The sequence below is a fragment of the Pararhodobacter sp. SW119 genome (assembly GCF_017811755.1).
GTDB lineage: Bacteria > Pseudomonadota > Alphaproteobacteria > Rhodobacterales > Rhodobacteraceae > Pararhodobacter.
Map to the genome: position 1 here is coordinate 123694 of NZ_JADDJF010000005.1, position 19382 is coordinate 143075.

Consider the following 19382-nt stretch of genomic DNA (forward strand, 5'->3'; position numbering starts at 1 on the left):
GGCGGCCATGACCACCGTGACCACCATGACCCAATGGCTGCGCGACCCCGCCCCGCGCTCGCGCCTTCAGGCGCGCGCCGGGCAACTCTGGCTGGGCTGGCTGCGGCTGCGGCGCAACCGGCTGACGGTGATCGGCCTCTCGATCGTTCTGCTGCTGCTGCTCGTCGCCGCCTTCGCCCCCTGGATCGCCCCGCACAATCCGCTGGCGCAGGACCTGTCGCAACGCCTGCTGCCGCCGCTCAGCCCCGGCCACCTGATGGGCACCGACGAATTCGGCCGCGACATCTTCTCGCGCATCGTCTTCGGCTCGCGCATCACGCTCTATATCGTCACCCTGGTCGCGCTGACCGCCCCCCTCTTCGGTCTGATCGTCGGCACCGTCGCCGGCTATTTCGGCGGCATCGTCGATCAGGTGCTGATGCGCATCACCGACATCTTCCTCGCCTTTCCGCGCCTCATCCTCGCACTGGCGCTGGTCGCCGTCCTCGGCCCGGGGATCGAGAATGCGGTGCTGGCCATCGCGCTGACCGCCTGGCCGCCCTACGCCCGCGTCGCCCGAGCCGAGACCCTGACCGTGCGTTCGTCGGACTACATCGCCGCCGCGCGCCTGCAGGGCGCGGGAGGGGCGCGCATCGTCTGGGGCCATGTCATGCCGATGTGCGTGCCCTCGGTCATCATCCGCGTCACGCTCGACATGGCCGGCGTCATCCTGACCGCGGCGGGCCTGGGCTTCCTCGGCCTCGGCGTGCAGCCGCCCCTGCCCGAATGGGGGCAGATGATCTCGGCGGGGCGCAAGTTCCTCTTCGACCAGTGGTGGGTGGCGACCATGCCGGGCCTTGCCATCGCCACCGTCAGCCTGGGCTTCAACCTCTTGGGCGACGGGTTGCGCGACGTCCTCGACCCACGGAGCAGCGGCAAATGAGCCTGCTCGAGGTCGAGAACCTGCGCGTCACCTTCGACACCGAGGCCGGCGCGGTCGAAGCCGTGCGCGGCGTCTCGTTCAGCCTCGGGCGCGAACGTCTGGGCATCGTCGGCGAATCCGGCTCGGGCAAGACCATGACCGGCCGCTCGGTCCTGCGCCTGATCCGCCCCCCGGGCCGGATCGCCGCCGACCGCATGACCTTCGACGGGCAGGATCTGCTGCGCGCCTCCGAACGGCAGATGCGGGCTTTGCGCGGCAAGCGCATCGCCATGGTCATGCAGGACCCGAAATACTCGCTCAACCCGGTGATGAAGGTCGGCGCGCAACTGACCGAAGGGCTGCGCCGCCGCGACCGGCTGGGCGCGAACGAAGCCCGGCGCCGCGCCATCACCGCGCTGGAGGCCGTGCAGATCCGCGACCCCGAACGCGTCATGCACGCCTATCCGCATGAACTTTCCGGCGGCATGGGCCAGCGCGTGATGATCGCCATGATGCTGATCCCCGGCCCCGACCTCTTGATCGCGGACGAACCAACTTCGGCCCTCGACGTCACCGTCCAGGCCGAGGTGCTGAGCATCCTCGACGCGCTGGTCAAGGATCGCGGCATGGGCCTGATCTTCATCAGCCACGACCTGCGGCTGGTCGGCCGCTTCTGCGACCGCATCCTGGTCATGTACGCCGGCCGCGTGGTCGAGGAACTGGAGGCCGCGAACCTGATGCAGGCCGAACATCCCTATACGCGCGGCCTGCTCAACTGCCTGCCACGGATCGGCGGCACGCGCGGCGCGCTGCCCAGCCTCGACCGAAACGCCGACTGGGCGGTCTGAGCATGAGCCTGATCGAGATCCAGAACCTCTCCGTCACCTTCGACGCCAAGGGCCGCGCCGTCCACGCCGTGCGCGATGTCAGCCTGTCGGTCCCGGCAAGGGAGTCCTTCGGGCTGGTCGGCGAATCCGGCTCGGGCAAGTCCACGATCCTGCGCGCCATCTGCGGGCTGGCGCCGATCAGCGCCGGATCGATCCGCATCGCCGGCGAGGCGGTGCGCGACCCGCGCGGCAAGGCCTTCGCCCGCCGCGTGCAGATGGTCTTCCAGGACCCCTATGCCTCGCTCCACCCGCGCCACACCATTGACCGCACCCTGTCGGAACCGCTGGCGATCCACGGGATCGGCAAGGCCGACGCGCGCGTCGTCCAAGCGCTCGACGACGTCTCGCTCGACCGCTCCTTCCGCTTCCGCTACCCGCACCAGCTTTCCGGCGGGCAGCGCCAGCGCGTGGCAATCGCGCGGGCATTGATGCTGGAGCCCGAGATCCTGCTTCTGGACGAGCCGACCTCGGCCCTCGACGCCAGCGTCCAGGCCGAGACCCTGAACCTGCTCGCGCGCCTGCGCGACGAACGCGGGCTCACCTTCCTGATGGTCAGCCACGACCTCGCGGTGATCGACCACATGTGCGACCGGCTGCTGGTCATGCAGCACGGCCAGGCGGTCGAGGAGTTGACCCGCGACGACCTCGCCGCCGCACGCATGCAGACCGACTATGCCCGCGCCCTCTTCGACGCCAGCGCCGACCGGATGCTGGAGGGCTGACAGCGCGCGCCCCGCGCCCGGTGGAACGCGCCCGCTCCGGCGCGGCCCCCGACCGCCAGGGAAACCGCCTCCGACCGCCCGGATCGGGCGAATTGGTGGCAAACTGCCATACGTTTGCCATACACTTGCCATACGCCTGCCATACACTTGCTGGCAGGCATGAATCTTGCAAAATCAACCAGATAGCTTCAATCGCGCGGGCTTGGACCTGCGCCCTGCGCGCGCCGCGTCAAGGTTTCATCAACCAGCGCATTGCGTCCGGCGCACCCCGTTCAAGCCGCGTGCGCCCCGGCGGCCAGCGACGCGACATAGGCCAGCACATCCTCGACCGGCTCGCCGTTGCCGATCCGCTTGACGATGGCCGATCCCACGACGCATCCATCCGCCACCCCGGCAATCGCCTGCGCCGATTCCGGGCTGGAAATCCCGAAGCCCACCACCACCGGCAGGTCGGTCTGCGACTTGATCCGCGCCACCTCGGGCCCGACATCGCCCGCCTCCGCCGCCGCCGCCCCGGTGATCCCGGTGATCGAGACATAATAGACAAACCCGCTGGTATTCTGCAGCACCTTCGGTAAACGCTTGTCATCGGTCGTCGGCGTCGCCAGCCGAATGAAGTTGATCCCGGCATCGCGCGCCGGCAGGCACAGCTCCACGTCCTCCTCGGGCGGCAAATCGACCACGATCAACCCGTCCACGCCCGCTTCCTTCGCATCCGTCAGAAAGCGCTCCACCCCGCGGTTGTAGATCGGATTATAATAGCCCATCAGCACGATCGGCGTCGCATCATCCTCGGCCCGGAACCGGCGCACCATCTCCAGCGTCTTTTCCAGCGTCTGCCCGCCTGCCAGCGCCCGCTGCCCCGCCAGCTGAATCGTCGGCCCGTCCGCCATCGGGTCGGTGAAGGGCACCCCCAGTTCGATCACGTCCACCCCGGCGGCCGGCAGCCCCCGCATCACCTGAAACGACGTCTCCAGGTCCGGATCGCCGGCCATGATATAGGAAACGAAAGCCTTTCGGTCCTGCGCGCGCAGCCGCGCGAAGCACTGGTCGATCCGGGTCATGCGGGTCCTCCTGTCATGCCGCCTCCCTTGCCCGCTCGCCGTCGGGAAATCAATGCCTCCCGTGGTGCGCCGCCCCGCTTGCGCCGCCCGACCCAACCGCCTATGACGCGCCCGACCGCAAAGGGAGGGATGCCATGGGCTTCCGCATGGGGATCGTGGGCTTGCCGAACGTCGGCAAATCGACGCTGTTCAACGCGCTGACGCGCACCGCCGCGGCGCAGGCCGCGAACTTTCCCTTCTGCACGATCGAGCCGAACGTGGGCGAGGTCGCCGTGCCCGACGCCCGGCTGGAAAAGCTGGCCAAGATCGCCGCATCGAAAGCCATCATCCCGACGCGGATCACCTTCGTCGACATCGCCGGCCTGGTGCGCGGCGCGTCCAAGGGCGAAGGGCTGGGCAACCAGTTCCTGGCCAACATCCGCGAGGTCGACGCCATCGCTCATGTCCTGCGCTGCTTCGAGGACGTCGACGTCACCCATGTCGAAGGCCGCATCGACCCCATTGCCGACGCCGAGACCATCGAAACCGAGCTGATGATCGCCGACCTGGAATCCATCGAGCGGCGGCTGAAGAACCTCGAGCGCAAGATCCGCGGCGGCGACAAGGAGGCCGTCGCCCAGGACCGGCTTCTGCGCCTGGCGCTGCAGGCACTGGAGGCGGGCCGACCGGCGCGCAACGTCCGGGTCGCCGACGAGGACCGCGTCGCCTGGCGGCAGTTGCAACTGCTCACCGCCAAACCGGTCCTTTTTGTCTGCAACGTCGCGGAAAGCGACGCCGCGACCGGCAACGCCCAGTCCACCCGTGTCGCCGAGATGGCCGTACTGCAGGGCGCCGCGCACGTCGTGATCTCGGCCCGCATCGAAGAGGAACTGGCGCAACTGCCCGCCGACGAGGCCGCCATGTTCCTCGAGGAAATGGGGCTGGACGAACCCGGCCTCGACCGCCTGATCCGCGCCGGCTACGACCTGCTGGATCTGCAGACCTACTTCACCGTCGGCCCGAAGGAGGCGCGGGCCTGGACCATCGCGAAGGGGACGCTTGCGCCGCGCGCCGCCGGCGTCATCCACGGCGATTTCGAGCGCGGCTTCATCCGCGCCGAAACCATCGCCTATGACGACTACATCGCCTGCAACGGCGAAACCGGCGCGCGCGAGGCCGGCAAGCTGCGCATCGAGGGGAAGTCATACGTCGTCCAGGATGGCGATGTGCTGAACTTCCTGTTCAACGCCTGAGCCTGTGTTGCCAGGCAAAAGCGAACCAATCTCGGTGACGCCGGCCCGACCCTGCCTTGGGCCACGCCAAACTGGCTGCAATTCCGGGTTCGTTGACCCTGCACGACAGGCGCGAAACCGGACAGGCGTTGCCTCGACCACGCAACCTTTGATGGAAATTCGTGGTTAACGAAGGCGTGCTGGTGTACTCTCGTCGATCATGGGGCGGGTTTGTCAGAATCTTGCGGCGCTTCACCGGCGGTTCGGGCACAAGCGCGGCGGAACCCTTCCGTATTCCCGGAGCATCTTGGAAATGCCCGGGATTCCGAGGCGCCGGTTTCGCGCGAGTTGCGCACTGGCCCCGTGCGGGAAACTGCACCGGAAGCTTCGTGATGTATCTTGATCATTTCGGCATGCAGGAGTTCCCGTTCCGGATCACCCCGGACCCGGCATTCCTGTACTGGACCGAGGATCACTATCAGGCCTTCGACCTGCTGAACGGCGCGGCCGAGGGCGATCGCGCGGTGACCACGATCCTGGGCGCGCCCGGCACCGGCAAGACCACGTTGCTTCGGCATTTCGTGACGCAACTGCCGAGCGACGTCGACGTCGGTATGATCTCCAATTACTCAAGCGGGCTGGGCGGGCTGGGCCAGTGGCTGCACTGGGCGTTCAACCTGCGGCGCGACGGGCCGGAGGAGGAGTTGCGCGCGACCTTCGAGGCGGAGATGCTTGCGCGCCACGACGGCGGCACGCGCTCTCTTCTGATCGTCGACGAGGCGCAGAACCTGTCCGACACGGAAATCGCCGAGCTTGCCGCGTTGACCTTGCTCCCGGCGCCCCTGGGCGGGGCGATGCGCCTCGTCCTTTCCGGTCAGCCCGGGCTCCGCCGGCGGCTCGCCGCGGCGCAGGTCGTGGATGGGCTGCCCTTTCAGATCGGGCCGATGTCACCGCCGGAAGTCGCCCGATATGTGCGCCACCGCATGAGCACGGCGGGCTGTCCGCACCCGGTGTTCGATGACGCGGCCCTTGGTCGCATCGCGCACCTGACCGGCGGGGTGCCGCGGCTGGTGAACGTCTTTTGCGAACTCCTGCTCACAGCCGGTTTTGCGGGGTCGAGCCGCAGGATCGATGCGGCGCTGGTCGAAAAGGTGCTTCTGGACGTGCAGCAGACCGGCATGCTCGACCACCTGCTCGCCCAGCCGGGCAGGGCCGTGGCCGGACGGACGCGCCCGATCCCGTCGCACAAGGCGCCGCAGCCGCCATCGCCACCGTTGCCGGCACCCCCGCCGAAGACCGCGCCACGGGCGCCAACGCCGGAGCCCATCGCGTTTCGCGTCCGGGCGAACATCGACGCCTTGCCGCAACCGGCAAACGTGCCCGCCGCGCCAAGCCGCCCGCCGGTCACTGCCGACCGCCCCGCCGAAACTGCCCGCCCGGTGCCACCCGGCGGGAAGGCTCGGCGGGCGCTGATCACCAGCGGACTCGCAGCCATCGCAGTCGCGGCGCTGGTGATCCTGCTGATCAGCACCCCGGGGCCAAGCGTCTCCACGCTCGAACAAGAGGCGACGGCGCTCGCCTCCGCAAGACAGGACCCGGACGCCGTCGGCCCCCCGCTTCCCGTCCCGCAAGCATTCCAAGGCGCGACCGACGCGGCAAGCCTGCATGAGCAAGCGCTTGCGATCGGCGCGCAGGAACCGCTGGCGGCCGTTATCGGCTTCGCGCGTGCCGCACTACGCGGGGATGACCGCGCGGCCTACTACGTCGGTCAGCATTTCGATACCGGCGACGGCGTGCCGCGTAGCGCGACGCTAGCGGCCGCCTGGTATACTGCTGCGGCAGAGACACAGCGCGGTGCCCGCCGCGCCTTGCAAAACCTGACGAATGACGACGCCCCCCCGACAGCGACGTCCCCGCCCGTTCCGCTGATGGGCGTCGCTGGCGCCGGGGGGCAGGCGGAATTCGTCTGGGCTTCCGCCGATGCAACCCCTGCCCGCTACCTGCTGGAGCTTGCCGACACGCCGGAAGCGCGACCGGAGCAACACGGCCCACTCGATCTGTCCGCGGCGCTTCTGGACGGCGCGCGCCCTGCCGGCGTCTGGCGCGTCGTTTCGCTCGGTCCTGACGGCGCCCGGATCAGTGTGTCGAAATGGCATGCCATCGCCCGCGACGTGCTCGCGGCGCGACCCTGAAAAGCGCGATCACCGGCGCGCCACGGTCTCTCGCTCAACCGCCCGTTCGGGGATCAACATCCCACAACGGCGCAGATCTGGCGGCGATAGGCGCGATTCGCCTCGCTCTCCGCCGTCGGCGGCGCGGGCGTTGCAACGGCGGCCGGCCCCTCGCACTTCAACTCGTAGTCAGGGCGCAGACCGGTGTTCACACAACTGCCCACATCCCAACCGGGCGGCAGGTCACTCAGGTCGACCTGCTGCCACTTCGGATGGCCGCTCTGCTGCAATTCGCGGAACCGGGTGCTGATCACATGCGCTATGTCCGAGACTGCCCGGCAACTTTCCCGATGATAGGAGTTTCGCCGGGGGTTGTATTCATACGTCATCAGCACCGCCTTGACCGCGACCACATCAACCGGCTCCGGCTGGAACGGATAGGTCCCTGCCGGGATGCTCGTCGTCTGGTAGACCGCCTGCAGTGTCGAATCGGTGATCGGCAGCAGGTGGAAGCGTTCGGGATCTATCTGCGGCGAATTGAAGATCGCGGTCGGCGCCCCGGCGATGTAGAAGAAGGCGTCGATCTGATCCGCCAGAAGCCGGTTCAACGAGTCGTCGGCGTTCAGCATCACCCGTTCGCCCGGCACCACCTCGGCCAGATCGAGGACAAGCGAGGCGGTCAGGAACGTGCCACTGTCCTCCACCCCGATCGAGACCCGGCGCCCGGCGAGGTCCTGCAGCGAGCCAATGTCGCGGCGCGCCAGCACATGCACCTCCTCGTTATAGAGCGGAAAAGCGATGCGCACCCCGGCAACGGCGCGGGCCAGCTCGGAATCCTCGGCGGCAAAGGTGTTCAGGTATTCCAGCACGTCCGACTGCACGATGCCGAACTGTGTCTGAGGGCGTATGCGGACGCCCAGGAAATTTTCCAGCGAGCCGGCGCTTTCGCGCACGTTCAACTCGATCCCGCAGGTCGCCGCGGCCGCCGCGATGTTGCGACCGAACTGGATGTAGGTGCCCGTTGGCCCGCCGGTCAGGATGTTGCGCTCGATCAACTGGGCGGCCGCAGGTGCGGCCACGCCCGTCATGCCCAGCCCGGCGATGCAGGCCCCGATCAGCGCCGCCCTCAATCCCGTCATCTCGCGTTTCCTTCTCATGGCGATGACCCTCAACACGACCCAAGCGTCCGAACCAGTGCGACAAGCGTCTGGCGATTGATCGTCCCGAACGTGTCGCGCAACGCGTCGGTCGGGCAGGCGCCCTGGTTCAGCAGTTCGCGCAAGCGGCGCATCTCGGCCGACCCCTCGGCGGGCAGACCGGGCGCGGACCGCAACGCGGCGGCGACCATCGCCGGGGTCCGCGCGGCGGGCGCTTGCCTCGGCTCGGCTTCAGGCGAGGGGGCAACTGCCGGCTCCGGCTCCGGCGCCGTCGCCGTCGCCGCCTCGGCTTCCTCGATCCCTTCCTGCATCGCCGCCAGCTCCGCCTCGGCGACCGCGCGCTCCTGCTCCAGGCGATCAAGGTCGGCGGCAAGCGCCGCCCGCCGGCCTTCCATATCCGACAGGTCATCGCGCGCCGCGGCGATCTGCCCGGTCAGCGCCTCGGTTTCTGAAACGAGTTCCGCCATCGCATCCCGACGCGCCGCATCTTCGGTCCCGACTTCGGCCAGGGCTGCCACCGCCTCGGCCAGTTCGGCGCGCAGGTCGGCCAACGCCGACTGCTGCTCGGCGCGGATGGCATCCACGCTGCCTTGCAGCGTCGCCAACTCGGTACGCACCGTGTCGACCTCCAGATCCAGCGCCGCGCGATCCTCGCGCAGGCGGGTCAACTCCGCGGTTTCTTCGGCGATTTCGGCGCGGCGGGCTTCCACTGTGGCCTGCATCTCCTGAAGGTTTGCGTCGGCCTGGGTTATCTGCTCCCGCGCGGCTTCGGCCTCCGCGAACTCGGAACGCAATTCGGACAGCTCACCAGCCAGTCGCTCGCGCTCCGCCTCGACCTCGCCTCTCGCCGCTGCAGCCGCCTCCACCGCCGCCTGCGTGTCCCGCAGCTCCGCATCCGCCTGCGCCAACTCCTCCCGCGTGGCCTCGGCCTCAGCGATCTCGGAACGCAGTTCGGACAGTTCGCCAACCAGCCGCTCGCGCTCGGCCTCGATCTCGGCTCTCGCTGCTGTGGCCGCCTCCATTGCCGCCTGCGTTTCCCGCAGCTTGGCATCCGCCTGCGCCAACTCCTCCCGCGTAGCCTCGGCCTCAGCGATCTCGGAACGCAGGCCGGCCAGTTCACCAGCCAGTTGCTCGCGCTCGGCTTCGGCCTCGCCGCGTTCCGCCTCGGCGGCCTGCAACGCCTGCTGCGCATCACTCAGATCCTGACGCGCCAGGTCGCCACGCGCGACCATTTCGGCATAGGCGCCCTCCGCGCCCTCCGACAGCGCCTGAACCTCCTCCAGCCGTGCCGTCGCCTCCGTCTGCTCCGCGCGCAGCACCTGCAAGGCCTCCTCCCCCGCGTCAAGTTGCGATTGCTGCTCGGTCCGCTCCTCCCGCAGACCCGCCAGCGCCTCGCGCGTGGCAGCCACCTCGTCCTCGATCGCGGCAATAGCCTCCCGCCGCGCCGCCTCGAGTTCGGAAAGCTCTGCAACTTCCGCCTCGGTCTCGGACAACTGCGCCTGAAGCGCAGCAAGGCGCGCCTCGGCCTGCTCGAGGGCGTCATTCGCGGCCTCTGCGGCAGCACGCCTTTCCGCCAGCGTTTCCTCCAACCGCGCCTGCTCCGCGCGCAGCCCTTCCAGCTCCTGCTGCTGCTCGGCGCGGGCGGCCTCCGCCTCGGCGCGCAGGGCCTCGACCTCGCCCCCAAGCGTCGCACGCGTTTCGCGCAAGGCCTCGACCTCTGCGGCCAGCGAGTCGCGTTCGGCCTCCAGCGCCCCGACCTCCGCCTGCACCGCCTCCGACGCCTCGTCCTCGGACGCCACCACCTCGCCCGCGTCGCGGTCTTGCTCGGCCTGCGCCTCCAGCTCCGCCAAGCGCGCCGCAGCCTCCGCTTCCGCCTGCCGCAACTCCGCCACGCGCGCCTGAAGCGCCTCGGTCTCGGCACGCGACGCCGCCAGCCCCTCCTCCTCGGCATCCCGCGCCGCCGTCGCCTCGGCCAGCGCCTGCATCTCGCGCGCGACGTCTTCCTCCAGCGCCGCGACCTCCTCCTCCAGCAGGGCGATCACGCGGCGGAACGAGGCCGCCTGTTCGGATGCCGACACCTCGGCTGAGCTATTCTGGGCATGCACGGCCTGGGGAACGGCGATCGAAGCGCACGAGAGGCAGAGAATTGCCAGCGTAATGCGAGAAAGCATCGACACCCCGTGCCTTGGACAATCACCGTTAACCATAAGTTAACTAGCTTCAGCCCCGCGATGCAATAGGGCGCGCTAAAGCAAAGCTTCAGACCGATTGATCTTCAAAGCCGCAACGCGACGGCGAGCGGGTTATTTCCCGCGCACGACGGCTTCGTCGGATTGCCCCGGCTCGAATTGCCACAGCGCCAACGATCCCGTCCCGATTTGACAAGCGCACGATCTCAATTCGGAATACCTCCGCGTGCGGATCGCAGAAATATTCGCTTGCTACCGATCGGCCTTCGCGCCCAACTGACAGGAAACGGAGATGTTCATGCCTGCGACTCACCGCACCTGCCTGCTGATCGGCGCGCCGATCGATTCCGGCCAGCGCCGGCCCGGCTGCCTGATGGGGCCCGCCGCGTTTCGCGTCGCTGGCCTGACGGCGGCGCTTGAATCGCTGGGCCATCCCGTCCGCGACCTCGGCGATCTTGCCCCCGACGCGGTCGAGCCCACCACCTGCGACAATCCCGCCGTGCATCATCTGACGGAGACGATGGGCTGGACCGCCGCCCTGCGCCGCGCCGGCGCGCAGGCAATGGCCGAGGGGATGCCGATCTTCATGGGCGGCGATCACAGCCTGTCGCTCGGTTCCGTCGCCGGGGTCGCCGAACATGCGCAGGCCGCGGGCCGGCCGCTCTTCGTGTTGTGGCTCGATGCGCACAGCGATTTCCACACGCCGGGAACGACCGAATCCGGCAACCTGCACGGCACGCCGGTCGCTTATGCCGCGGGCCAGCCCTTCGCGCCCTTCCCGCCGTTTCCGGCGCCGGTGCCGCCCGCGAACATATGTCTTTTCGGCATTCGCTCGGTCGACCGGGCCGAGCATGCCGCGCTCTTGGCCAACGACATCGTGCCCCACGACATGCGCACGCTGGACGAACAGGGCGTGACCGCGCCGCTGCGCGCCTTCCTCGACCGGGTCGCGGCAGCGGAGGGAATGCTGCATGTCTCGCTCGACGTCGACTTCCTCGACCCCGCGATCGCGCCGGCGGTCGGCACCACGGTCCCCGGCGGCACCACCTTCCGCGAGGCGCATCTGGTGATGGAGATGCTGCACGACTCGGGGCTGGTCACGTCGCTCGACCTGGTCGAGTTGAACCCGTTTCTGGATGAACGCGGACGCACCGCGCATCTGATGGTGGATCTCGTCGCCTCGCTCATGGGGCGCAAGGTGTTCGACCGACCCACCCGCAGCTATCGCGGACAGGGATGACCATGACCGACAAGCCCGCCACCCCGCGCCCTGCCCCCTCGGCGCAGGCTTTCGTGCCCTTCGTCAGCGTCGACGCGATGATGCGGCTGGTGCACCGGATCGGCCTGCCGACGGCGCTGGCGCAGCTGACCGACCGGATCGAGGGCGACTTTCGCCGCTGGCCGGAATTCGACAAGACCCCGCGCGTCGCCGCGCATTCCGAGATCGGCGTGATCGAGCTGATGCCGACCTCGGACGGCACGCATTACGCGTTCAAGTATGTCAACGGGCATCCGTCGAACACGCGCGCCGGGTTGCAGACGGTGACGGCCTTCGGCGTGCTGGCGCGGGTGGCGACGGGTTATCCGCTGCTCTTTGCCGAGATGACGCTGCTGACCGCGCTCAGGACAGCGGCGACCTCGGCCCTGGCGGCGCGGCATCTGGCCCCGAAGGGCGCGAAGGTCATGGCGATGATCGGCAACGGCGCGCAGGCCGAGTTTCAGGCGCTGGCGCTGCAGGCGGTAGTCGGGATCGACACGGTGCGGCTTTACGATACCGACGCGGGCGCGACCGCGAAATGCGTGCGCAACCTGGCTGGAAGCGGCCTGTCCGTCATCCCCTGCACCAGCGCCGAGGAGGCCGTGCAGGGCGCACAGATCATCACCACCTGCACCGCCGACAAGCGGCTGGCGACGGTCCTCCACGACAACATGGTGGGCGCGGGCGTGCATATCAACGCGATCGGCGGCGACTGTCCGGGCAAGACCGAACTGGCGCCGGCGATCCTGGCGCGCGCTTCGACCTTCGTGGAATACCCGCCGCAGACCCGGATCGAGGGCGAGATCCAGCAGATGCCCGCCGAGCATCCGGTGACCGAGTTGTGGCAGGTGATCACCGGGCAGGCGGCGGGGCGCGCGTCGGACCGCCAGATCACGCTCTTCGACGGGGTGGGCTTTGCCATCGAGGATTTTTCGGCGCTGATGTGGCTGCACGAGGCCCTGGGGACCGAGACGGGCGCGGCGCAGATGCTGGACCTGATCGCCGACCCGGACGACCCGCGCGACCTCTACGGGATGCTGATGCGGTCGCGGCCCGAGGGGTGATCGGGGCCGTATCTGCGCGCGGGCGGGGGTATGCTCAAGCTTGAGCAATCGCACAAGACACCGGAATCGTTATATATCGTGAAAAAAATTAACCCGATCGCAATACCTGTGCAAGGGGCGGCGCGCGACCGCGCAGCTTCCCCGCTTGCGTGCGCCGCGCCGCGCCGGGGGGTCCGGGGGGCAGCGCCCCCCGGCCCGGCCCAACGCGAGGAAGGTCGTGCGACAGCACAGCCTGACGAGGGGCGGGAGCACGCCCGTCAACCGGCTCCTGCGGCCGGCGGCGCAGCCTCCGTCCCGCCGCCGCAGGCCGCGCAGCCCGGTCGCGGGCGCAGGGTGATCTGCCGCGTTTCGGCGTAAAGCGCGTCGTAGATCAGCATCCGGCCGCGCAGCCCCTCGCCCGCGCCGGTGATCGCCTTCACCGCCTCCACCGCCATCATCGACCCCAAGACGCCGGGCAAGGGGCCGATCACGCCGGCCTCGGCGCAGCTGGGCACCAGGCCCGGCGCCGGGCGGTCGGGGAAGACGCACTCGAAACACGGCGTTCCACGCGCAGGGTCGTAGACCGAGATCTGGCCTTCCCACTGGGTGATGGCGGCGGCGATCAGCGGCTTGCCCAGCTTCGCGGCGACGCGGTTCACCAGATAGCGCGTGTCGAAATTGTCGGTCCCGTCGAGGATCAGGTCATAGTCGGCGAAAAGCGCGGCGGCGACATTCTCGGTCAGGCGCCGCTTGTAGGGGCGGAGGGTGACGAAGGGGTTGAGCGCCGCCACCGCCTCCTGCGCCGAGAAGACCTTGGGCATGCCGATGCGGGCGTCCGCGTGGATCACCTGCCGCTGCAGGTTCGAGCCGTCGACCACGTCGTCGTCGATCACGCCGATCGTGCCCACCCCCGCCCCGGCCAGGTACATCAGGACCGGCGCGCCCAGCCCGCCCGCGCCGATGACCAGCACGCTGGCGTCCTTCAGCCGGCGCTGCCCGGGGCCGCCGACCTCGCGCAGGATGATGTGGCGGGCGTAGCGGGTCAGTTCGGTCTCGCTGAACGGGCCCGCCTGCGGCGCGGTTTCGGGCGCCCGGCGCGCAGCGACCCGCCGGCGCAGCGCCGACACGACCAGCCAGTAGCCCAGCGCCAGCGCCACGACGACCCCCAGCGCCGCCCAGGACCGCGGATCGCCCCCCGTCGCCGCGCGCAGCGGGTTGCCGGCGGGCAGCGTCAGGTTGATCAGCAGGACCACCACCAGCAACCCCGCCAGCAGCGACGCGCGCAGCGCGACCGGCAGCCGCAGCAGCGCGCCCAGCGACCAGATCAGCGCCGCAATCGCCAGAACCAGGATCATCGGATACGTCCTTGCCTCGGTCTTCCCGTCGTGCCGGCTTCCCGTCCTATAGGTCGGTCGTTCGGGCTTGACCAGCGCGGCATCGGCGCGCGCGGCGCCTCAGGTTCCAGTAAAGCGCGGGCGCAAGGATATGGTCGTAGACCCAGGCCGCGACCGGGCGGATCACCGGCAGCCCGGTCAGCCGGGCCAGCCAGCGCCAGCCCGGCAGCCGACCCCAGAGCGCGCGGAACGCCGGCAACCCGTGGATCAGCCGGCCATCCTGAAGCGCGTGCAGGCGGCGGCGCGCGGCCTCGGCCGGGATCGGCAGCGCGCCGGGATCGAGGCGAGACAGATCATCGAAAGCGATCTCGGCCCCCGCGCTTTCGGCAACTGTGCGATAATGCGCAATTTCGCGCGCGCAGATGGGGCAATCGCCATTATAGAGAATTCTCAAGGCCATGGCGCAACTTTAGCGCGCAAGACGCGCCCGGCAAGGCGCCGAAGCGGCGCCCCGGCCGAGGGCGGATCGCCTGCATATGCGCCGATTGTGCGGTCGAATATCCCGCAGTTTGCCCAGCGAACGCGTCGTATCGCCGTCTTCGACGTCAATTCGGGCGCGATCGGGACATTTAAGTTGCAAACCCGGGCGACAGGCGGTTTAAATAACTCAAAACGAAGGCCTAGACGCCACAAACAGGGGGTAAGCGTGACCAAAGCGGGCAACGACCGCGGCTTTGTCGTATTCGATCGGGTGCAGAAAAGCTACGACGGCGAAACGCTGGTCGTGAAGGATCTGAACCTGTCGATCCAGAAGGGCGAATTCCTGACCATGCTGGGTCCCTCGGGCTCGGGCAAGACGACCTGCCTGATGATGCTGGCCGGGTTCGAAACGGCAACGCATGGCGAGATCCTGCTGGACGGCAAGCCCATCAACAACATCCCGCCGCACAAGCGCGGCATCGGCATGGTCTTCCAGAACTACGCGCTCTTTCCCCACATGACGGTGGGCGAGAACCTAGCCTTTCCGCTGGAAGTGCGCGGGTTGGGCAAGTCACAGCGCGAGGCGAAGGTCAAGCGCGCGCTCGACATGGTGCAGATGGGCGATTTTTCCAATCGCCGGCCGGCGCAGCTGTCGGGCGGCCAGCAGCAGCGGATCGCTTTGGCCCGCGCGCTGGTCTTCGAGCCCGAGCTGGTGCTGATGGACGAGCCGCTGGGCGCGCTCGACAAGCAGCTGCGCGAGACATTGCAGTTCGAGATCACGCACCTGGCGCACGAGCTGGGCATCACCACGGTCTATGTCACCCACGACCAGACCGAGGCGCTGACCATGTCGGACAATGTCGCGGTGTTCAACGACGGCATGATCCAGCAGCTGGCCCCGCCCGACGTGCTCTATGAAGAACCGCAGAACAGCTTCGTCGCGCAGTTCATCGGCGAGAACAACACGCTGGACGGCACGGTGAAGGAAATCAACGGCGAAATCGCCGTGGTCGAGCTGGACGGCGGCGAACTGGTCGACGCGCGGCCCGTGAACATCTCGCATCCGGGGGAGCGCACGCGCGTGTCGATCCGGCCCGAGCGGGTCGAGGCGAACCGCGACCGGCTGCAGGAAGGCGTGCACACGATCAAGGCCGAGGTGAAGGAATTCATCTACATGGGCGACGTGTTCCGCACCCGGCTGAAGGTGGCGGGCAACGACAATTTCATCATGAAGACCCGCAACGCGCCCGACCAGACCCGCTACAAACCCGGCACGATGATCGAGATCGGCTGGCTGCCAAGGGACTGCCGCGCGCTGGACCTGCCGCAAGCCGGCTGAACGCCCGCCGGCACGTCCGGACGGGGCAGACGAACCCGCCGGGTCAACGCGTACCCGGCGTGAATGGACCAACCAAGGAGGTAATCATGGTCTCGAAACTGAAACTTCTGGGCATCGGCACCGCTGCCAGCGTCATCGCGCTTGGCGCGGCGCAGGCACAGGACCCGGTCTCCCTGACGATCGTTTCCTGGGGCGGGGCCTACACGGCCAGCCAGAACCGCGCCTATCACGAGCCCTACATGGCGGAAAATCCGCATGTGACGATCATCAACGACGACGGCTCGGCCAACGCGCTGGCCGGTCTGCGGGCACAAAGCCAGGCGAACAACGTGACCTGGGACCTCGTCGACATGCTGCCCTCGGACGCGCAGCTGGCCTGCGACGAAGGCATCATCATGGAAATCGACCATGACGAGATGCTGGCCGCCGGCCCCGACGGCACCCCGGCGAGCGAGGATTTCCTGCCCGGCAGCCTGGGCGAGTGCTTCATCCCGCAGATCGTCTATTCGACCGTGCTGACCTACCGGCCCGGCGCCTTCGACGCGGACAACCAGCCCGACTCGATCGAGGCGCTGTTCGATGTCGAGAACTTCCCGGGCCAGCGCGCACTGCAGGACCGCCCGGGCACCAACCTCGAATGGGCGCTCTATGCCGATGGCGTCGACCCCGACGACATCTACGACGTGCTGGCGACGCCGGAAGGGGTCGACCGCGCCTTCGCCAAGCTCGACACGATCAAGGACCACATCATCTTCTGGACCGAAGGCGCGCAGGCGCCGCAGCTTCTGGCGGATGGCGAGGTCGTGTTCGCCACCGGCTACAACGGCCGGATGTTCGACGCGATCGAGGTCGAGGGCATGGATGCCGCGATCATCTGGGACGGTCAGGTCGTCGAATGGGACGGCTGGGTGATCCCGGCCGGCGGCCGCAACATCGATGCGGTGATGGAATACGTCTACTGGGCGACCGACACCCAGCGGCTGGCCGACCAGGCGAAGTACATCTCCTACGGCCCGGCGCGCGCGTCTTCGGCCGAGTTGGTGGGCGAGCATGCCGACCTGGGCATCGACATGGGCCCGCACATGCCGACCAACCCGGACAACTACTTCGCCCCGATCGTCCTGGATAACGACTTCTGGGCCGACTACGGCGACGAACTGCGCGAGCGGTTCGCCAACTGGATGCTGCAGTAATCGCATCCCTGGGGGGCGCGCATCGCTGCGCGCCCCTTCCCCCGGTCGCGGAGGCGCCGGCTTGCCCCCGCACCGAAACGCCGCTGAGGACCGCAGTCGCCCCCCGGGGCGCCCGGATCACGGGATGGAGACAGACGCATGGCGCAGGCTGACGCCGCCGATATCGCCCCGGAAATGCAGACCGAACGCAACGGGCGCCTGACCACGGCCGACGGCACCCCGCTGAAGGCGGCACTGCGCCGCGCGGAACGCCGGCGCAAGTTCGCGGCCTTCCTGCTGGTCACGCCCCTTCTCGCCTTCATCCTCGCCTTCTTCGTCTTTCCCATCGCCCAGATGATGTGGCGCAGCGTCGACAACCCGCAGGTCGTGCGCGCCCTGCCCCAGACGCTGGAAGCGCTGGAGGACTGGGACGGTGAAACCCTCCCCAGCGAAGAAGTCTTCGCCGCGCTGCACGCCGATTTCATGGCGGATGTCGGCCGCCCGCGCGCCGAACAGGTGATGGGCCCGCTGGCCGTGCGCCTGAACTATGAACTCAGCGCCGCGCGCAGCGCCATCACCCGCACCTCCCGCCAGGTGGCGGATTTCCAGCCGCCCTACCGCGACGAGTTCCTCGACGCGCACCGGCTGTGGGACAACATCGAACTCTGGCGGGTTATCGAGCGCGAGGGGCGGCCGCTGACCAGTGCCTACTACGTCGCCGCGCTCGACCGCGAATTCGACTCCGACGGCAACATCGTGCTGCGCGACGAGAACCGGCGCATCTATGTGCAGCTCTTCATCCGCACGATCCTGATGTCGGCCGCGATCACCTTCCTGACCTTCGCGCTGGGCTTTCCGATCGCCTACTACCTGTCGATCCTGCCCACGCGCTACGCCAACCTCTTGATGATCGCGGTGCTGCTGCCCTTCTGGACCTCGCTTCTGGTGCGCACCTCGGCCTGGATCGTGCTGCTGCAGCAGCAGGGCGTGATCAACTCGGCGCTGGTCGCGATGGGGATCATCGGCGACGACGGGCGCTTCTCGATGATCTACAACATGACCGGCACCATCGTTGCGATGACGCATATCCTGCTGCCCTTCATGGTGCTGCCGCTCTATTCGGTGATGCGCACCATCCCGCCCAGCTACCTGCGCGCCGCCAAAAGCCTGGGCGCCCGGCCCTCGACGGCGTTCCGGCGCGTCTATTTCCCACAAACCCTGCCGGGGATCGGCGCCGGCGGCGTCTTGGTCTTCATCATCTCGATCGGCTACTACATCACGCCGGCGCTGGTCGGCGGTCAGTCCGGGCGCATGATCTCGAACGAGATCGCGCGGCACATGCAGCAATCGCTCAACTGGGGCCTCGCCGCGGCGCTGGGCACGATGCTGCTGGTCGGCGTGCTGGTGCTTTACTGGCTTTTCAACCGGCTGGTCGGCACCGACAGCCTGAAGTTCGGGTAAGGAGACGCATCATGGCCCTTCCCTCCTACGCGACCACCGGCGACAAGATCTGGTACTACACGTTCCGGGTGATCTGCTTCGCGATCTTCTTCTTCCTGCTCGCGCCGATCCTGGTGATGATCCCGCTCAGCTTCAACGCGCAGCCGTTCTTTTCCTTCACGCGCGAGATGATGACCCTGAACCCCGACGGCTACAGCCTGCGCTGGTACCAGGACTTCCTGGGATCGGACAGCTGGATGCGCTCGATCCGCAACTCCTTCATCATCGGCATCGCGGCGACGGTCCTTGCGACGACGCTGGGCACGCTGGCCGCGCTCGGCCTGTCGCGGTCCGAGATGCCGTTCAAGGGCGCGATCATGGCGATCATGATCTCGCCGATGATCGTGCCGCTGATCATCTCGGCCGCGGGGATGTTCTTCTTCTTCTCGCAGATCGGAATCTCGGGAACCTACCTGGGCGTGGTGCTGGCGCATGCCGCACTGGGCACGCCCTTCGTCATCATCACGGTGACGGCGACGCTGGTCGGGTTCGACCAGTCGCTGATCCGCGCCGCCGCGAGCCTCGGCGCCTCGCCGACGCGGACCTTCTTCAAGATCACCATGCCGCTGATCCTGCCCGGCGTGATCTCGGGCGCGCTCTTCGCCTTCATCACCTCGTTCGACGAGATCGTCATCGTCCTCTTCGTCGCCGGCCCCGAACAGCGCACCATCCCGCGCGAGATGTGGTCCGGCATCCGCGAGGATATCAGCCCGACGATCCTCGCCGTGGCCTCGGTCATGGTGGCGCTGTCGGTGCTGCTTCTGGTGGTGATCGAGCTTCTGCGCCGGCGCAGCGAGCGCCTGCGCGGCCTGACCCCGGGCTGAGCCACCGGTCAACAAGGGCGCTTTCGTCCCGATGCGAGGCAGGTGCGCAATTTGCGCACCTGCCTCAAGTCATTGACGGGTCTTAGGAACCTTACCGCCGTTAACCGCATCGAAAGGTCTGCGCGGCGGG

The 19382-nt window shown here is 68.2% G+C and carries 16 protein-coding genes; 11 read left to right on the forward strand and 5 right to left on the reverse strand.

The annotated features are described in order from the left end of the window. Positions 1-7 precede the first annotated feature (7 nt). From IM708_RS05290 to IM708_RS05300, 3 genes are read left to right on the forward strand one after another with little or no spacing between them, the layout of a single operon-like run. Positions 8-922 carry an ABC transporter permease gene (locus IM708_RS05290; RefSeq protein ID WP_245243010.1) on the forward strand — a complete coding sequence of 305 codons (915 nt, stop codon included), beginning with the start codon at positions 8-10 and terminating at the stop codon, positions 920-922. Continuing rightward, the gene (locus tag IM708_RS05295; protein ID WP_209425282.1) at positions 919-1749 is read left to right on the forward strand and encodes an ABC transporter ATP-binding protein; all 831 of its coding nucleotides are present in this window, start codon (positions 919-921) and stop codon (positions 1747-1749) included. The genes IM708_RS05290 and IM708_RS05295 overlap by 4 nt, the downstream gene beginning before the upstream one ends. A 2-nt stretch (positions 1750-1751) precedes the next feature. Then, the gene (locus IM708_RS05300; protein WP_209425283.1) at positions 1752-2510 is read left to right on the forward strand and encodes an ABC transporter ATP-binding protein; all 759 of its coding nucleotides are present in this window, start codon (positions 1752-1754) and stop codon (positions 2508-2510) included. Positions 2511-2782: 272 nt separating this feature from the next. On the opposite strand, the gene trpA is transcribed toward IM708_RS05300, so the two are convergent. Then, positions 2783-3574: a tryptophan synthase subunit alpha gene (trpA, locus tag IM708_RS05305; RefSeq protein WP_209425284.1), complete on the reverse strand. Its 792-nt coding sequence runs from the start codon at positions 3572-3574 to the stop codon at positions 2783-2785. A gap of 134 nt (positions 3575-3708) precedes the next feature. On the opposite strand from trpA, the gene ychF reads away from it, so the two are divergent. Next, positions 3709-4806: a redox-regulated ATPase YchF gene (gene ychF, locus IM708_RS05310; RefSeq protein ID WP_209425285.1), complete on the forward strand. Its 1098-nt coding sequence runs from the start codon at positions 3709-3711 to the stop codon at positions 4804-4806. Between the two features lie 371 nt (positions 4807-5177). After that, complete coding sequence (locus tag IM708_RS05315; protein ID WP_209425286.1) at positions 5178-6977, forward strand: AAA family ATPase; 1800 nt, start codon at positions 5178-5180, stop codon at positions 6975-6977. A gap of 53 nt (positions 6978-7030) precedes the next feature. Here IM708_RS05315 and IM708_RS05320 read toward each other — a convergent pair whose 3' ends face one another. Both IM708_RS05320 and IM708_RS05325 read right to left on the reverse strand, forming a co-directional pair. Then, on the reverse strand, positions 7031-8095 hold the full coding sequence (locus IM708_RS05320) for a TAXI family TRAP transporter solute-binding subunit (protein ID WP_209425287.1): 1065 nt from the start codon (positions 8093-8095) through the stop codon (positions 7031-7033). Positions 8096-8124: 29 nt separating this feature from the next. Next, the gene (locus tag IM708_RS05325; protein WP_209425288.1) at positions 8125-10284 is read right to left on the reverse strand and encodes a hypothetical protein; all 2160 of its coding nucleotides are present in this window, start codon (positions 10282-10284) and stop codon (positions 8125-8127) included. 316 nt (positions 10285-10600) lie between these two features. Here IM708_RS05325 and rocF point away from each other — a divergent pair, with 316 nt between their 5' ends. Both rocF and IM708_RS05335 read left to right on the forward strand, forming a co-directional pair. Further along, positions 10601-11542 carry an arginase gene (gene rocF, locus IM708_RS05330; protein ID WP_209425289.1) on the forward strand — a complete coding sequence of 314 codons (942 nt, stop codon included), beginning with the start codon at positions 10601-10603 and terminating at the stop codon, positions 11540-11542. Between the two features lie 2 nt (positions 11543-11544). Then, entirely contained in the window at positions 11545-12624 is a 1080-nt protein-coding gene (locus tag IM708_RS05335; protein ID WP_209425290.1) for an ornithine cyclodeaminase, read from the forward strand. 257 nt (positions 12625-12881) lie between these two features. On the opposite strand, the gene moeB is transcribed toward IM708_RS05335, so the two are convergent. Beyond that, positions 12882-13958 carry a molybdopterin-synthase adenylyltransferase MoeB gene (gene moeB, locus IM708_RS05340; protein WP_209425291.1) on the reverse strand — a complete coding sequence of 359 codons (1077 nt, stop codon included), beginning with the start codon at positions 13956-13958 and terminating at the stop codon, positions 12882-12884. A 46-nt stretch (positions 13959-14004) separates the two neighbouring features. Then, the gene (locus IM708_RS05345) at positions 14005-14397 is read right to left on the reverse strand and encodes a DUF393 domain-containing protein (protein WP_209425292.1); all 393 of its coding nucleotides are present in this window, start codon (positions 14395-14397) and stop codon (positions 14005-14007) included. A 246-nt stretch (positions 14398-14643) separates the two neighbouring features. On the opposite strand from IM708_RS05345, the gene IM708_RS05350 reads away from it, so the two are divergent. The 4 genes from IM708_RS05350 (at position 14644) to IM708_RS05365 (ending at position 19252) form a co-directional block, all read left to right on the forward strand. After that, entirely contained in the window at positions 14644-15756 is a 1113-nt protein-coding gene (locus IM708_RS05350; RefSeq protein ID WP_348524942.1) for an ABC transporter ATP-binding protein, read from the forward strand. A gap of 86 nt (positions 15757-15842) precedes the next feature. Then, positions 15843-16949, forward strand: a complete 1107-nt coding sequence (locus tag IM708_RS05355) for an ABC transporter substrate-binding protein (protein WP_209425293.1) — start codon at positions 15843-15845, stop codon at positions 16947-16949. A 138-nt stretch (positions 16950-17087) separates the two neighbouring features. Further along, the gene (locus IM708_RS05360) at positions 17088-18389 is read left to right on the forward strand and encodes an ABC transporter permease (RefSeq protein ID WP_209425294.1); all 1302 of its coding nucleotides are present in this window, start codon (positions 17088-17090) and stop codon (positions 18387-18389) included. A gap of 11 nt (positions 18390-18400) precedes the next feature. Further along, a complete protein-coding gene (locus IM708_RS05365; protein ID WP_209425295.1) occupies positions 18401-19252 on the forward strand; it encodes an ABC transporter permease in 852 nt (283 codons plus the stop codon). Positions 19253-19382: the final 130 nt, after the last annotated feature.

What these genes read in the sequence shown, in the direction of transcription:
- IM708_RS05290 (WP_245243010.1), top strand. Translation starts at nt 8, where the DNA reads ATGACCACCGTGACCACCATGACCCAATGGCTGCGCGACCCCGCCCCG.
- IM708_RS05295 (WP_209425282.1), top strand. Translation starts at nt 919, where the DNA reads ATGAGCCTGCTCGAGGTCGAGAACCTGCGCGTCACCTTCGACACCGAG.
- IM708_RS05300 (WP_209425283.1), top strand. Translation starts at nt 1,752, where the DNA reads ATGAGCCTGATCGAGATCCAGAACCTCTCCGTCACCTTCGACGCCAAG.
- trpA (WP_209425284.1), bottom strand. Translation starts at nt 3,574, where the DNA reads ATGACCCGGATCGACCAGTGCTTCGCGCGGCTGCGCGCGCAGGACCGA.
- ychF (WP_209425285.1), top strand. Translation starts at nt 3,709, where the DNA reads ATGGGCTTCCGCATGGGGATCGTGGGCTTGCCGAACGTCGGCAAATCG.
- IM708_RS05315 (WP_209425286.1), top strand. Translation starts at nt 5,178, where the DNA reads ATGTATCTTGATCATTTCGGCATGCAGGAGTTCCCGTTCCGGATCACC.
- IM708_RS05320 (WP_209425287.1), bottom strand. Translation starts at nt 8,095, where the DNA reads ATGACGGGATTGAGGGCGGCGCTGATCGGGGCCTGCATCGCCGGGCTG.
- IM708_RS05325 (WP_209425288.1), bottom strand. Translation starts at nt 10,284, where the DNA reads ATGCTTTCTCGCATTACGCTGGCAATTCTCTGCCTCTCGTGCGCTTCG.
- rocF (WP_209425289.1), top strand. Translation starts at nt 10,601, where the DNA reads ATGCCTGCGACTCACCGCACCTGCCTGCTGATCGGCGCGCCGATCGAT.
- IM708_RS05335 (WP_209425290.1), top strand. Translation starts at nt 11,545, where the DNA reads ATGACCGACAAGCCCGCCACCCCGCGCCCTGCCCCCTCGGCGCAGGCT.
- moeB (WP_209425291.1), bottom strand. Translation starts at nt 13,958, where the DNA reads ATGATCCTGGTTCTGGCGATTGCGGCGCTGATCTGGTCGCTGGGCGCG.
- IM708_RS05345 (WP_209425292.1), bottom strand. Translation starts at nt 14,397, where the DNA reads ATGGCCTTGAGAATTCTCTATAATGGCGATTGCCCCATCTGCGCGCGC.
- IM708_RS05355 (WP_209425293.1), top strand. Translation starts at nt 15,843, where the DNA reads ATGGTCTCGAAACTGAAACTTCTGGGCATCGGCACCGCTGCCAGCGTC.
- IM708_RS05360 (WP_209425294.1), top strand. Translation starts at nt 17,088, where the DNA reads ATGGCGCAGGCTGACGCCGCCGATATCGCCCCGGAAATGCAGACCGAA.
- IM708_RS05365 (WP_209425295.1), top strand. Translation starts at nt 18,401, where the DNA reads ATGGCCCTTCCCTCCTACGCGACCACCGGCGACAAGATCTGGTACTAC.